The organism is Mesorhizobium sp. M2A.F.Ca.ET.043.02.1.1, from assembly GCF_003952405.1.
Taxonomy (GTDB): Bacteria; Pseudomonadota; Alphaproteobacteria; order Rhizobiales; family Rhizobiaceae; genus Mesorhizobium.
Genome location: NZ_CP034445.1, coordinates 6,119,186 through 6,133,416 on the forward strand (window position 1 = coordinate 6,119,186; position 14,231 = coordinate 6,133,416).

Genomic DNA, 14,231 nt, shown 5'->3' on the forward strand with positions numbered 1-14,231 from the left:
ATATGGCAGCTTTCAGGCGAAGCCGGCTTGGCAGCCACAATTAATCCACGGCATCTTCATAATCGCGATCCGGTTGATTTCTTTTTTGGACAGCCCCAACGCTACAGCATCCAGGTCTCTTGATAAGCCGCTATATACAGCATATGCGTCTTTTCAACACGACCAACATTTGAGCGCCCGGCGTGTTTGTTTGAGTGGGGAAGTCTGGGGCGCACCCGGAGTCTCTCTCCGTCGATCTTGGGGGTGGGCGGCGCTCCGGAACATGTGATGAGAATCTGCTGTGCAATCTCTGCCCTCTTTATGAACGGGGGTCTGCAGAGGGATTGTCTGAATATCAGTGACCGACTGGTCGCGCGCGGCCATAGCGTGACGATCCTGACGACGCGGCAGGTCGGTCATGTCGAGAGTTCGGCGACGATAAAAGTCCATCCGGCACGGGTTCTTTCCAACCCGGGCACCGAATTTGCGCTGGGAAAGACGCTGCTTTCGGCCAGGCGGGATTTCGACTGCGTGGTCGGTTTCAACAAGATGGCTGGCCTGGACATCTACTATGCCGGCGACCCGCCCTATTTTGCCTCGAAGCTGGGCTGGTGGCGGCCTTTTTCGCCTCGCTTCATTCGCCAGCAAAAACTCGAATCGATGATTTTTGCCCCCAGCAGCGCCGTGCAGATCATTGCGCTCAGCGAGCACCAGGCAGCGCTTTACCGCGACTTCTGGCGAACCGAGGAATCGCGCATCCATGTTGTCGGACCGACGCTCGATCCGAAACGCCGCCGGCCGGAGTTGCTGGCCGGCGAACGCAATGAAATCCGCGATCGGTTCGGGCTTCCCCGCCAGGCCGTCATTGCCTTGAGCATCGCCAACAGAATGAAAGTGAAGGGTCTCGACCGGGCGGTGAAGGCCCTGCAGCCGTTCCCGGACATCCACTGGCTGGTGGCCGGTCTTCGCAAAGACAGCGAGGAGGAAATCCGGCTTCGCAGCCTGATTGCCAAGTGCGGCATGTCGAACCGGGTCATCCTGCTAGGCATCCAGGAGGACATCCCGGCGGTTGTGGTCGCGAGCGATTTCATGCTGCATCCGGCGCGCCTGGAAAATACCGGCACGGTGATCCTCGAGGCGCTCGCAAATGGCCTGCCGGTCATTGCGTCGGCCGCCTGCGGATATGCAAAATATGTCGAAGCCAGCGGGGCGGGACTGGTTGTGGCAAATCACGACGATCCCGAAATCTGGCGACAGGCGGTCCGGAAAGCCGGCGACACGGCAGTACGCGTGCAATGGCATCAGGCGGCCCTTGCCTATGGCTCGTCAAACCCACTTACCGGCGGACTGGAAGCGGCCTGCGATCTGATAGAGAGCTTGCGCCGCAACCGGCATGTCGGATAGTTGGCTTTCAGTCCGATGTTGCGATTTTAAGTCAAATTTTACCGAACGCACGGCATGGCTTGAGCGTCGGCGGATGGTCTTGCCGGCGCGTTTCGCGTAAGGGGTGACGATGCGTATTGTCGGGACGATTCCGCTGGCCGTCGCCATGGGCCTGTTCGCCGCCTCTATCGCCCAGGCGGGCGAGGGCAGTTGGATATCCGGCGACTGGTACCTGACGCTCGGCGCCACAGGCCTGGTCGCGCCGAATTTCGAGGGCGGCAAGAAATACATGTTCAGCGCCCAGCCGATCATCTCGCTCGGCAAGGTCGGTCCGGAGGCGCGGTTCACCTCGCGCAACGACAACATCTCGCTGGCCCTGGTCGACGACGGCTCCGTGCGCGCCGGCCTGACCGGCAAGTTCCTGTTCCATCGCACCAGCAAGGACGAACTCCAGGGTCTCGACCCGGTGCGCTTCGGCGGTGAAGTTGGCGGCTTCTTCGAGTTCTATCCGTTGGATTGGCTGCGCGCCCGCGCCGAGTTGCGGCATGGCGTCCGCTCCCACAACGGCTTCGTTGCCGACATCGCGGCCGACGCGTTCTACGACATCACGCCCAGTGTACGCATCTCCGGCGGCCCGCGCGTGACCTTCGCCACCGCCAACTATTTCGATGCCTACTACGGCGTTAACGCCACCGAGGCGGCCGCCTCGGGGCTCAGCGAATACCATCCAGGCGGCGGTGTGAAGTCGACCGGCCTCGGCGGCGCGATCACCTGGAAAGTGACCGAGCCGATGACGGCCAGCGTCTTCACCGAATATTCGCGCCTGATGGGGCCGGCCGCCGATTCCAGCCTGGTCAAGGAACGCGGCGACCGCAACCAATGGACCTTCGGTGTCTCGACCACTTACCGCTTCAATTTCACCATGTAGGCCGCGAGACTGGCTTCATGCCTTGAATTCCGCGCTTTATTCCTGCCGCGCCATCCGCTAAAAGCCACGCCATGATGAGCTTTTCGCGCCTTTTCGCGATCGCGATACGAATTACGGGCCCGGTGTTCCGGGCGGCCTGAGCGCCGCTGGAGCCGCCGGGAGTTTTCGCGCGCGCCCCTCGCGCTTTTTCAAGAAAATCAACGCATATCGCCCAAAAGTGGGCCCCGTTTTGGGAAAGCGATATGCGTCAGCTAAGACCTCAACGCCCGGGCTTTCCGCCGCCGGGCAACGCAGATGGCAGATCAATGACCGACACCCCAATGACCGACACTGCTGAAACGATCGACTATTCCAAGACGCTTTATCTGCCGCAGACGGATTTCCCGATGCGCGCCGGCCTGCCCGAGAAGGAGCCCGGCATGGTGAAGCGCTGGCAGGACATGGACCTTTACAGAAAGCTGCGCGAGGAGGCCGCCGGCCGCGAGAAATTCGTGCTGCATGACGGTCCGCCCTACGCCAATGGCAACATCCACATCGGCCATGCGCTGAACAAGATCCTCAAGGACGTCATCAACCGATCGTTCCAGATGCGCGGCTACGACGCCAACTATGTGCCGGGCTGGGATTGCCACGGCCTGCCGATCGAGTGGAAGATCGAGGAGCAGTATCGCGCCAAGGGCAAGAACAAGGACGAGGTGCCGGTCAACGAGTTCCGCAGGGAATGCCGCGACTTCGCGGCCGATTGGATCAAGGTCCAGGGCTCAGAGTTCCAGCGCCTGGGCGTCATCGGCGATTTCGACAACCCCTACACGACCATGGCCTACCACGCCGAGTCGCGCATCGCCGGCGAGCTGCTGAAATTTGCCATGTCCGGCCAGCTCTACCGTGGCTCGAAGCCTGTGATGTGGAGCGTGGTCGAGCGCACCGCGCTTGCCGAGGCCGAGGTCGAATACCAGGATTATGAGAGCGACACGATCTGGGTGAAGTTCCCGGTCGCGAGCCTCGCCCAGCCGGTCGCCGGCGCGGCGCCGGCGCTGGATGGTGCAGCCCTTGATCTGGTCGAGGCGCATGTCGTCATCTGGACGACCACGCCCTGGACCATCCCCGGCAACCGTGCCGTCAGCTATTCGCCGCGCATCGCCTATGGCCTCTATGAGGTGACGGCGGCCGAGAACGCCTTCGGCCCGCAGCCCGGCGAGAAGCTGATCTTTGCCGATGCCTTGGCCGAGGAATGCGCCGCCAAGGCCAAGGTCACGTTGAACAGGCTTCACAGCGTCTCGGCCGAACAGCTTGGGAAGATTACGCTTTCGCATCCGTTCAAGGGCCTCGGCGGCGGCTATGAGTTCCCGGTGCCGATGGTTGCGGGCGAGCATGTCACCGATGATGCCGGCACCGGCTTCGTCCACACCGCGCCCGGCCATGGCCGGGAGGACTTCGACGCGTGGACGGAGGCGGCCGCCGACCTTCGGGCACGCGGCGTCGACACCACGATCCCCTTCACGGTCGACGACGCCGGCTTCTTCACCAAGGACGCGCCGGGCTTCGGCCCGGGACGCGAAGGCGGTGCCGCGCGTGTGATCGACGACAACGGCAAGAAGGGCAACGCCAACCAGGCGGTCATCGACGAGCTGATCAAGCGCAATGCGCTCTTCGCGCGCGGCCGGCTGAAGCACAGCTATCCGCATTCCTGGCGCTCGAAGAAGCCGGTCATCTTCCGCAACACGCCGCAATGGTTTGTCTATATGGACAAGGACCTCGGCGACGGCACGACGCTGCGAAGCCGCGCGTTGAAGGCGATCGACGACACGCGCTTCGTGCCGGCGGCCGGACAGAACCGCATCCGCGCCATGATCGAGGAGCGCCCGGACTGGGTGCTTTCGCGCCAGCGCGCCTGGGGCGTGCCGATCGCCGTCTTCGCCGACGAGGACGGCAATGTGCTGAAGGACGAGGCGGTCAACCAGCGCATCATGGAGGCTTTCGAGAAGGAGGGCGCCGACGCCTGGTTCGCCGACGGCGCCAAGGAACGTTTCCTCGGCAATCACGATGCCTCGAAATGGCACCAGGTGATGGACATCCTGGACGTCTGGTTCGATTCCGGCTCGACCCATGTCTTCACGCTGGAAGACCGTCCGGACCTGAAATGGCCGGCCGACGTCTATCTCGAGGGCTCGGACCAGCATCGCGGCTGGTTCCATTCCTCGCTGCTCGAAAGCTGCGGCACAAGGGGCAGGGCGCCTTACGAAGCGGTCATCACCCATGGCTTCACCATGGATGAGGAAGGCCGCAAGATGTCGAAGTCGCTCGGCAACACGGTAGTGCCGCAGGACGTGATAAAGCAGTCTGGCGCCGATATCCTGCGGCTCTGGGTGGTGACGACCGATTATTGGGAAGACCAGCGACTCGGCAAGAACGTGTTGCAGACCAATATCGACGCCTATCGCAAGCTCAGGAACACCATCCGCTGGATGCTGGGCACGCTCGCTCATGACGACGGCAAGGACGTGCCGGTCGAGGCCATGCCGGAACTGGAGCGGCTGATGCTGCACCGGCTGTCCGAGCTCGACGAAGTGGTGCGCCAGGGCTACGACGCGTTCGAGTTCAAGCGCATCACCCGCGCGCTGCTCGACTTCATGGTGGTCGAGCTTTCGGCTTTCTATTTCGATATCCGCAAGGACGCGCTTTACTGTGACGGGCCGTCGAGCCTGCGCCGCCGCGCGGCCGTCCAGGTGGTCCGCCATCTCTTCGAATGCCTGGTGAAATGGCTGGCTCCGATGCTGCCCTTCACCACCGAGGAAGCCTGGCTCGACCGCCATCGGGAAGCCGTCTCGGTGCATCTCGACCAGTTCCCGGAGATCCCGCAGAACTGGCGCAACGAGGCGCTGGCCGAGAAATGGCGCAAGGTGAGGCAGGTGCGCCGTGTCGTCACCGGCGCGCTGGAGATCGCGCGCGCCGAGAAGCTGATCGGCTCGTCGCTGGAGGCCGTGCCGGTGGTGACGCTGGACGACGCCGCGCTGGAGGCGGCCATCGCCGATGTCGACATGGCCGAGATGGCGATCACCAGCGACCTCGTCATCAAGCATGGCAAGCCGCCGGAGGGCGCCTTCACGCTCGACGACGTCAAGGGCGTGGCGGTGGTGGTGGAGAAAGCCGAGGATCGCGGCCTCACCAAATGCGCGCGCTCCTGGCGCTACACCGCCGATGTCGGGCAGGACCCGGAATTCCCGGATGTCTCGGCCCGCGACGCGGCCGTGCTGCACGAGCTGAAGGCGCTCGGGCGTCTCTAGGTGCATGTCGCCCAAAAGTGTGCGGCGGTTTTGGGCTAACGACATGCACTCTTCAAACAAGTGCATGTCGGCCAAAAGTGTGCAGCGGTTTTGGGATCAACGACATGCGCCGGTCAAATAAGTGCAAAAGTACCACGCCGGGCGGCCCATATCCGCCCGTGCGTTGCCCTTAACAAGTGGTTGAGGTAAACACGCGACACTCCGGCAGACAAATTGTCGCCGGATTTCCGTCGCAAGTGCGGGGAAGAAGGGGACCGTGCCCTTGGCCGGTGGCGACCGAAAGGCAGTTAGAGTGGGACTTTTTGGCATGACCGACAGAACGTTCGCGCGCGCCGCGCTGGTGGCGCCGCTTGTGGTATCGGCCATCGCCTTGTCGGGCTGCATGAGCTCGCCGACCTACGGAACCGACAAGACGGCAGCCGCGCAGCTCTTCGACGACGTTTCGGGCGCGGCCTCGATCACGCCGAAGCGCCGCACTCCGATCGACTACAAGCCGCGCCCTGACCTGGTGAAACCCGCGCCGGGGCAGAAGCAAAACCTGCCGCCGCCGCAGGAAAGCATCGAGACGGCGAGCACCGAATGGCCCGAATCGCCCGAGGCGCGCCGCGCCCGCATCCGCGCCGACGCCACCGCCCACCAGAACGATCCGAATTACCAGCCGGAAGCCGTCGAGGATGTCCAGACCGATCCCGCGTCGGTGAAGAAGGCGATGGCTGACTCGGCCTCCAGCCACCCGCCACGCTGGTCGCCCGATGATTCCAGCGCTACGCGCACCGCCGAGATCCAGCGCCGGCTTGCCGAGCAGAAGCAGGGCGACCCGACCACTCGCAAATATCTGAGCGAGCCGCCGCTTGCCTATCGCCAGCCCTCCGATGCCGCGCCGCAGAACGAACTCGGCGAGGACGAGTACAAGAAGGAGCGCCGCCTCAAGGCACAGGCGGAAGGCAAGAAGGGCGGCTGGTTCGACTGGCTGGGGCTGTAAGTAGTGAATAGTGAATAGTGAATAGTGAATAGATCCCTACTCGCTACTCGCTAGTTTCTTCACCATTCACCATTCACCGCCATTTCGCTTCCCGCGGAAAAAGTCCTTGAGGATGAGCGCGGCTTCGCTCTCGCCGATCCCCGGATAGATGTCCGGCGCGTGGTGGCAGATGGGCGAGGCGAAGAAGCGCGTGCCGTTGACCACCGCGCCGCCTTTCTCGTCGGCGGCGCCGAAATAGAGCCGCCGCAGCCTGGCGAAGGAGATGGCGCCGGCGCACATCGCGCAGGGCTCCAGCGTCACATAAAGGTCGTGGCCAGTGAGACGCTCGCTGGCGAGCTTCCGGCAGGCCTCGCGGATCGCCAGCATCTCGGCATGCGCCGTCGGATCGGCAAGCTCGCGGGTACGGTTGCCGGCTTTCGCGATCACCGTGTTGCCGCTGACGACCACCGCGCCGACCGGCACTTCGCCGCGGCCGGCGGCCGCTTCGGCCTCTTCAAGCGCCAAGGCCATGAAATCCGGTCGTTTCAAGCGGTTTCCATCCCGATTACTCCTCGCCACCCGAGAGTGATCCTGTTATCTAGCGCGAGACCCTGAAAACCGGAATCGGTTTTTGCCGCGCCGCTGGATGCGCAAAATCAAGATGACACTGCCTGCGTTGGGCGTCCGAAAGGGCGTGCGGCGCTGTAGCAGGCAAAGACGAGCAAAGTAATGGACGACGATAAGAAATCTCCACGCGGGCCGCGCAAGGGCGGCTCGAAACCGGCAGGTCCGCGCGGCGGCAAGCCGGCCCACGGCGCCAAGAAGCCGTTCCCAAAACGGGAGCGGCCGATCGCTGCCGAAGGCGAGCGCAACCTCAAGCGCTACCAGCCGCGTGAGACCGGGCCGCGTGAAGCAGGCGCGGAGCGTGGCGACCGGTCGTTCCGCAAAGGTCCGCCGCGCGACGGAAAGCCCTTCGAGAAGCGCGAAGGCCGCAAGCCCTTTGCGCCACGCGGTGACCGGCCGATGGCCGAAGGCGAGCGCCCGGCCCGCGATTTCAAGCGCGGCTACAAGCCGCGTGAAATGGGTGAAGGCGCGGAGCGCGGCGACCGGCCGTTCCGCAAAGGCCCGCCGCGCGACGGCAAGCCCTTCGAGAAGCGCGAAGGCCGCAAGCCCTTTGTGCCACGCGGTGACCGCCCGGTGGCCGCTGAAGGCGAGCGTGGCGAACGCCGTTTCGACCGTCCCAAGCGCGACTTCGGCGATCGCCCGGCACGCGACTTTGCCGACCGGCCGAAGCGCGATTTCAGCGATCGTCCGCGCGGCGCGGGAAAGCCCGAGGGCGGCTTCAAGCCGCGCCCGCGTCCTTCGGAAGCCGCGCCGGAGGCCGGCGAGCGCATCGCCAAGCGGCTGGCGCGTGCCGGCATCGCCTCACGCCGCGACGCCGAGGAATTGATCGCGGCCGGCCGCGTCAAGGTCAACGGCAAGGTGTTGGACTCGCCGGCCTTTAACGTCAGCGCCACCGACGTCATTCATCTCGACGGCACCGAGATACCACCGATCGAGCGCACGCGCCTGTTCCTGTTCCACAAGCCGGCGGGTGTCGTCACCACCAACCGCGATCCGGAAGGCCGCAAGACCGTCTTCGACGTGCTGCCGTCCGACCTGCCGCGATTGATGACGATCGGCCGCCTCGACATCAACACCGAAGGCCTGCTGCTGCTTACCAATGACGGCGGGCTGTCGCGCGTGCTCGAGCTGCCGGCCACCGGCTGGCTGCGGCGCTACCGCGCGCGCGTCCATGGCAAGGTCGAGGAGAGCGCGCTCGCCGGCTTGCGTGAGGGCATCGCCGTCGACGGCGTCTTCTACGGTTCGATCGAGGCCTCGCTTGACCGCGAGCAGGGCACCAACGCATGGCTGACGCTCGGCCTGCGCGAAGGCAAGAACCGCGAGGTGAAGAACATTCTCGGCGCGCTTGGCCTCGATGTGACGCGGCTGATCCGCATCTCCTATGGTCCCTTCCAGCTGGAAGACCTGCCCGAGGGCCATGTGCTGGAGATCAAGGGCCGGGTGCTGCGCGAGCAGCTCGGCGAGCGGCTGATCGAGGAAGCCGGCGCCAATTTCGACGCCGAGATCCAAAAGCCTTTCTCCAACAAGCCGGTGCGCGGCGGCGGTCCGCGCCGCGAGGAAGCCGACCGGCCGAAATTCACGCGCGACGGCGACCGCCGGCCGATCGGCGAGGGCGGGCTGATCAAGGCGCGCAAGCGCCGTGAGGACAGCCGCGACGAGGCGCTGAGCAAGCTCTCGACCAAACCGGACAGGGCATTTGGCGAGCGCGGTGCGAAGTCCGATCGCGGCGGCTTCGGCGACAAGCCGCGCGGCGGCTTTGGCGACAAACCGCGCGGCAAGAAATCCGAGCGCGAGCAGCGGCCGATCGAGCCGCCGGGCCAGCGCAAGGCCAATGTCTGGATGGCGCCGGGCGCCCGGCCGATCGGCAAGGGCAGGGCGGAAGCCGACGCCGCCAGGGCCGCCGAGGCGAAGGCGCGCAAGGCGCCGTTCAAACCGGGCGGCAAGGGCAAGCCGGGCGCGAAGCCGTTCGGCAAGCCCCGTGGCGAGCGCCCCGAAGGCGATGGCGGCAACAGGCCGCGTGGTCCGAAGAGGGGCGGCGATGCGGATCGTCGGCGGTGAGTTCCGCGGGCGTCCGCTGGCGACGCCGAAAAGCAATGCCATTCGCCCCACCACCGACCGCACCCGCGAGGCGGTGTTCAACGTCCTGGCGCATCGCTACGCCGACAAGCTCGAGGGCGGCCGTGTGCTCGACCTCTTCGCCGGCACGGGCGCGCTCGGGCTGGAGGCTTTGTCGCGCGGGGCCTCCTACTGCGTCTTCATCGAGGAATCGACCGAGGGGCGCGGCCTGATCCGCGAGAATGTCGAAGCCTACGGGCTCACCGGCCGCACAAAAATCTTCCGCCGCGACGCCACGCATCTCGGCGAAGCCGGCACGATCTCGCCCTTTGGCCTGATCTTCGCCGATCCGCCCTATGGCAAAGGTCTAGGCGAACGCGCGCTACGCTCGGCCAAGGACGGCGGCTGGCTTCTGCCCGGCGCGCTCTGCGTCGTCGAGGAGGCGGCATCGGCGGCCTTCGATCCTGGCGCCGGTTTTTCGGTGATGGACGAGCGCAATTACGGCGAAACGGTTATCCGCTTCATCGAGGCCGGCTAGCTTGTGCTAGCCGCGCCTCGAAAATGCCGAACAAATCACTTTGCCTCGCCAGCGAACCTTGCCTATCGTCGCGCAACCGGGACCGGAGAACTTGATGACACCTACGCGGATTGCGCTGCGCACGGCGCTCCTTGTCGGCACGCTGGCAATAGTGGCGTCGGCTCCGGCCCGTGCGGCCGACGATGGTGACGTGAAGGATTTCCTCCTCGACAACGGCATGGAGGTGGTCGTCATCCCGGACCATCGCGCGCCGATCGTCACCCACATGGTCTGGTACAAGATCGGCAGCGCCGACGAGCCCGCTGGCAAATCCGGCATCGCGCATTTCTTCGAGCATCTGATGTTCAAGGCCACGACCCATCACGCCGCCGGCGAATTCGACCGCGCCGTGTCCGAGATCGGCGGCTCCAACAACGCCTTCACCTCCTACGACTACACCGCCTTCCACGAGACGGTGCCGCCCTCGGCGCTGGAACAGATGATGGGCTTCGAGGCCGATCGCATGCGCAACCTGATCCTGACCGACGACGTCATCAAGACCGAGCGCGACGTGATCCTGGAGGAGCGCCGCTCGCGCATCGACAGCAATCCGCAGGCGGTTCTGGACGAGGAGGTCGATGCGACGCTCTGGCAGAACCAGCCCTACCGCATTCCAGTCATCGGCTGGATGCAGGAAATGGAGCAACTGAACCGTCCGGACGCGAAAGCCTTCTACGACAACTACTACCGGCCCAACAACGCGGTGTTGATCGTAGCGGGCGACGTCGAGCCGGATGCCGTCAAGGCGATGGCCGAGCGCACCTATGGCAAGGTCGCGCGCGGTCCGGATCTGCGGCCGCGCATCCGCCCGGTCGAGCCGGAGCAGAACACCAGACGCACGGTGACGCTGACCGACGCGCGCGTCTCGGTGCCGAGCTTTTCGACGCAATGGGTGGTGCCATCCTATCATACGGCCAAGCCCGGCGAGGCGGAGGCGCTGGACCTGCTGGCCGAGATCCTCGGCGGCGGCAACCGCAGCCGGCTGTATCAGGAACTCGTCGTAAAGCAGGGGATCGCCTCCGACGCGGCGGCCTATTTCCAGGGCACGATGCTCGACGACACCAACTTCACCGTCTATGGCGCGCCGCGCGGCGACGCCAAGCTTGCCGATGTCGAGGCGGCGGTCGACGCCGAGATCGCCCGCATTGTCAAGGACGGCGTGAGCGATGATGAGCTGGAGCGGGCCAAGACCCGCTATGTGCGCTCCATGATCTTTGCCCGCGACAAGCAGGACGACATGGCCAACATGTATGGCTCGACGCTTGCCACCGGCGGCAACGTCAAGGACGTTCAGGAATGGCCGGGCCGTATCCGCAAGGTCACCGCCGACGAGGTCAAGGCGGTCGCTGCCCGCTACCTGGTGCTCGAGCATTCGACCACCGGCTATCTCTTGCCGCAGCAACAGGCGGGGAATTGATGATGAGCATGGCTCCTAGCCACACGAGCACCCTTCCTTCTCCCGCAAGGGAAGAAGGTGGGCACATCTATCGCGTTGTCGCCACGCTTTGCTTTGCCCTGTTCTTCCTGCTTTTGCCGGCGCTTGCGGCCCGCGCGGAGATGAACATCCAGGAGGTGAAGTCGAAGAAGGGCATCACGGCCTGGCTGGTGGAGGACCATTCTATCCCGCTGATCGCCATCCGCTTCGTCTTCGATGGCGGCAGCGCGCAGGATCCGGCCGGCAAGGAGGGGCTGGTCAATCTGATGACCGGCCTGTTCGACGAAGGCGCCGGCGGCCTCGACAGCGACGCCTTCCAGCAGAAGCTCGACGATGCCGGCGCCGAGATGAGTTTTCAGGCCGCGCGCGACGGCACCTACGGCTCGATGCGCATGCTCTCCGACCAGAAGGATGAGGCTTTTGGCCTGCTGAAGCTGGCGGTGAACAGCCCGCGTTTCGACCAGGCGCCGATCGACCGTATCCGCGCCCAGGTGCTCTCCGGCATCCTGGCTAATGAGCGCGATCCGAACACGGTGGCGCAGCAGCGCTGGCTGCGCGCCATTTACGGCGAGCATCCCTATTCGCGTTCCGACCAGGGGACGAAGGGCAGCCTGACTAGCATCACCGCGGATGACATCAGGGCCTTCCACAAAGCCAATTTCGCCCGCGGCGGCCTGCATGTGGCGGTGGTCGGCGATATCGACGCCGCGACACTGGGCAAGAAACTGGACGACGTCTTCGGCGATCTGCCTGAAAGGCAGACGCTGGCTCCGGTGTCGGATGTCACGCCAAAGCTGGGGCAGCAACTGGCGGTGAACTACGACTTGCCGCAGACCTCGCTCCAGCTCGCCTGGCCGGGCGTGAAACGCAGCGATCCCAATTTCTTTGCCACCGTCCTGATGAACGAGATCCTGGGCGGCTCGACCTTCACCTCCCGGCTCTTTTCGGAGGTGCGCGAGAAGCGCGGCCTTGCCTATGGCGTCAGTTCCGATCTGGTCGACAACGAGCACTCCCACGCGCTGCTGGTGACGACAGCGACGCGCTCCGACCGCGCCGCCGAAACGCTTTCGATCGTGCGCCAGGTGGTGAAGGATATGGCCGAGAACGGTCCCACCGAGGAAGAGCTCGCGATCAAGAAATACATGATCGGCGCTTACGCCATCAACAATCTGGATTCCTCCGCCTCCATCGCCGCGACGCTGGTCGAGCTGCAGGTCGACAATCTCGGCATCGACTATATGAAGCGCCGCGCCGCGCTCATCAACGCGGTGACGCTGGCCGAAGTCAAGGCGGCGGCGAAGAAGCTTCTGTCGGCCGATCCCGCCGTGATGGTCATCGGCCCGCCGCTGGTGCAGGTGGCGGGGGGCGGCAAGGGATGAGCCCGACCTTCGGGGTGGCTTTCGGCGGCGGCGGCGCGCGCGGTCTCGCGCATATCCACATCATCGAGGCCCTCGACGAGCTGGGCATCAAGCCGGTGGCGATCGCCGGCTCGTCGATCGGCTCCATCATGGGAGCCGGCATGGCGTCGGGCATGACGGGCGCCGAGATCCACGGCTATGCCCGATCGATCCTCGGCAGCCGCGCCGAAGTGGCGGCGCGCATGTGGCGCTCGCGGCCGGGCACGATCGCGGAGGCCATGCAGGGCGGCATCCGCGTCGGCCAGTTCAACATCGAGCGCATCTTGAAGGCCTTCCTGCCTGAGCCGATCCCGCGGACGTTCGACGCGCTGAAGATCCCGCTCAAGGTGACGGCGACCGATTATTTCGGCCACAAGCTGGCGGTGCTCGCCGAGGGTGAATTGCATTCCGCGCTTGCCGCTTCGGCAGCCATCCCGGCGGTGTTCCGTCCGGTGGTTCGCAATGGCTGCCTGCTGATCGACGGCGGCATCTACAATCCCGTCCCTTTCGATCTCCTCGAAAAGGATGCCGACATCATCATCGCGATCGACGTTGTTGGAGCGCCGAGCGATGCCGAGCGCAAGCACCCGACCACGGTGGACCTGATGTACGGCGCCTCGCAATTGATGATGCAGTCGATCATCGCCAACAAGCTGCAGCAGTCGAGGCCCGACATCCTGGTCCGCCCGAAAGTCTCGAAGTACCGCGTGCTCGATTTCCTGAAGATCGAGGCGCTGATGGCCGAGACGGCGGAGATCAAGGACGAAGTGAAGCGCGCCGTCGAGAAGGCGGTGGCCAGGCATGGCGGCAAGCGCGGGAAGAAGAAGGTTGTCTAGGTGCACCAGGCCCGACGGCCTATACAACAGCCTTGCGGGAGCTAAGTGGGGGCGGACCGCCCCTGCCTCAATGCTGCTGGAAAACAGCCGCTTAATCTTTCGCGGCCGTTGCGTATTCCATCGCCACCACCCCATTGTCGAGCGGCGCGGCCGAGACCAGGTCGAGTTCGACCGGTCCATCGGCCGGAAACAGTTGCTTGCCCTGGCCGGCAGCCCTCGGATAGACGAGCAGCCGCACGCGGTCGATCAGGCCGGCGCCGAGAAGCTGCCGGGCGATGCTCAGGCTGCCATGCACATAGATGTTGCCGCCGGACTGCCGTTTCAGCCGGGCGACGGCCTCGGGCAGGGGGCGTTCGAGGAGCTCGGCCGGTTTCCAATCGACCGTCTTGAGGCTGGCCGAGGCGACATATTTCGGCAGCGCGTTGAAGCGGTCGGCGAAGTCGCCTGTCTCCAAGGGCCAATGGCCGGCGAAGATCTCGTAGGTGACGCGTCCGAAAAGCATGGCGCCGCTATCGGCAAGCTCATCCTCCTTGAACTTGTTCATCGCGTTGTTCTAGACGACGTTGGGCAACCGCTCGTGTTCGGCGATGCCGTCGACGGTAATGAATTCGGTGACGATCAATTTGCGCATGGCGTCCTTCGCATTCGATCAAAATGCCACATTAATTCGAATGTCGAATAGTATGGCAATGGAGATATGCCCGCGGACACTCTGGGCTCAGCTACCCCGATCGTCTTGCAGGCCTCAAACCTGCACAGGATGATCGAGGCA

The 14,231-nt window shown here is 64.7% G+C and carries 11 protein-coding genes; 9 read left to right on the forward strand and 2 right to left on the reverse strand.

Annotated features, from left to right (window positions below):
• Positions 1-267 precede the first annotated feature (267 nt).
• The 4 genes from EJ068_RS29495 (at position 268) to EJ068_RS29510 (ending at position 6,556) form a co-directional block, all read left to right on the forward strand.
• Positions 268-1,383 carry a glycosyltransferase family 4 protein gene (locus EJ068_RS29495; RefSeq protein WP_129554953.1) on the forward strand — a complete coding sequence of 372 codons (1,116 nt, stop codon included), beginning with the start codon at positions 268-270 and terminating at the stop codon, positions 1,381-1,383.
• Between the two features lie 109 nt (positions 1,384-1,492).
• The gene (locus tag EJ068_RS29500; RefSeq protein ID WP_129554954.1) at positions 1,493-2,290 is read left to right on the forward strand and encodes a MipA/OmpV family protein; all 798 of its coding nucleotides are present in this window, start codon (positions 1,493-1,495) and stop codon (positions 2,288-2,290) included.
• Positions 2,291-2,610: 320 nt separating this feature from the next.
• Complete coding sequence (gene ileS / locus EJ068_RS29505; protein ID WP_129555045.1) at positions 2,611-5,574, forward strand: isoleucine--tRNA ligase; 2,964 nt, start codon at positions 2,611-2,613, stop codon at positions 5,572-5,574.
• 307 nt (positions 5,575-5,881) lie between these two features.
• Positions 5,882-6,556, forward strand: a complete 675-nt coding sequence (locus tag EJ068_RS29510) for a hypothetical protein (protein WP_126083161.1) — start codon at positions 5,882-5,884, stop codon at positions 6,554-6,556.
• Positions 6,557-6,622: 66 nt separating this feature from the next.
• Here EJ068_RS29510 and EJ068_RS29515 read toward each other — a convergent pair whose 3' ends face one another.
• Complete coding sequence (locus EJ068_RS29515) at positions 6,623-7,084, reverse strand: nucleoside deaminase (protein WP_127251016.1); 462 nt, start codon at positions 7,082-7,084, stop codon at positions 6,623-6,625.
• Between the two features lie 180 nt (positions 7,085-7,264).
• On the opposite strand from EJ068_RS29515, the gene EJ068_RS29520 reads away from it, so the two are divergent.
• From EJ068_RS29520 to EJ068_RS29540, 5 genes are all read left to right on the forward strand, one after another.
• Positions 7,265-9,217: a pseudouridine synthase gene (locus EJ068_RS29520; RefSeq protein ID WP_127251017.1), complete on the forward strand. Its 1,953-nt coding sequence runs from the start codon at positions 7,265-7,267 to the stop codon at positions 9,215-9,217.
• Positions 9,198-9,752, forward strand: a complete 555-nt coding sequence (gene rsmD / locus EJ068_RS29525) for a 16S rRNA (guanine(966)-N(2))-methyltransferase RsmD (protein ID WP_127251018.1) — start codon at positions 9,198-9,200, stop codon at positions 9,750-9,752. The genes EJ068_RS29520 and rsmD overlap by 20 nt, the downstream gene beginning before the upstream one ends.
• A gap of 94 nt (positions 9,753-9,846) precedes the next feature.
• A complete protein-coding gene (locus EJ068_RS29530; RefSeq protein WP_127251019.1) occupies positions 9,847-11,208 on the forward strand; it encodes a pitrilysin family protein in 1,362 nt (453 codons plus the stop codon).
• Positions 11,209-11,216: 8 nt separating this feature from the next.
• A complete protein-coding gene (locus tag EJ068_RS29535) occupies positions 11,217-12,605 on the forward strand; it encodes a pitrilysin family protein (protein ID WP_127251037.1) in 1,389 nt (462 codons plus the stop codon).
• Positions 12,602-13,459, forward strand: coding sequence for a patatin-like phospholipase family protein (locus EJ068_RS29540; RefSeq protein WP_127251020.1), 858 nt, complete (start codon positions 12,602-12,604; stop codon positions 13,457-13,459). Before EJ068_RS29535 ends, EJ068_RS29540 begins: the two co-directional genes overlap by 4 nt.
• A 91-nt stretch (positions 13,460-13,550) precedes the next feature.
• On the opposite strand, the gene EJ068_RS29545 is transcribed toward EJ068_RS29540, so the two are convergent.
• The gene (locus tag EJ068_RS29545) at positions 13,551-14,003 is read right to left on the reverse strand and encodes a dihydrofolate reductase family protein (protein ID WP_245463279.1); all 453 of its coding nucleotides are present in this window, start codon (positions 14,001-14,003) and stop codon (positions 13,551-13,553) included.
• Between the last annotated feature and the right edge of the window lie 228 nt (positions 14,004-14,231).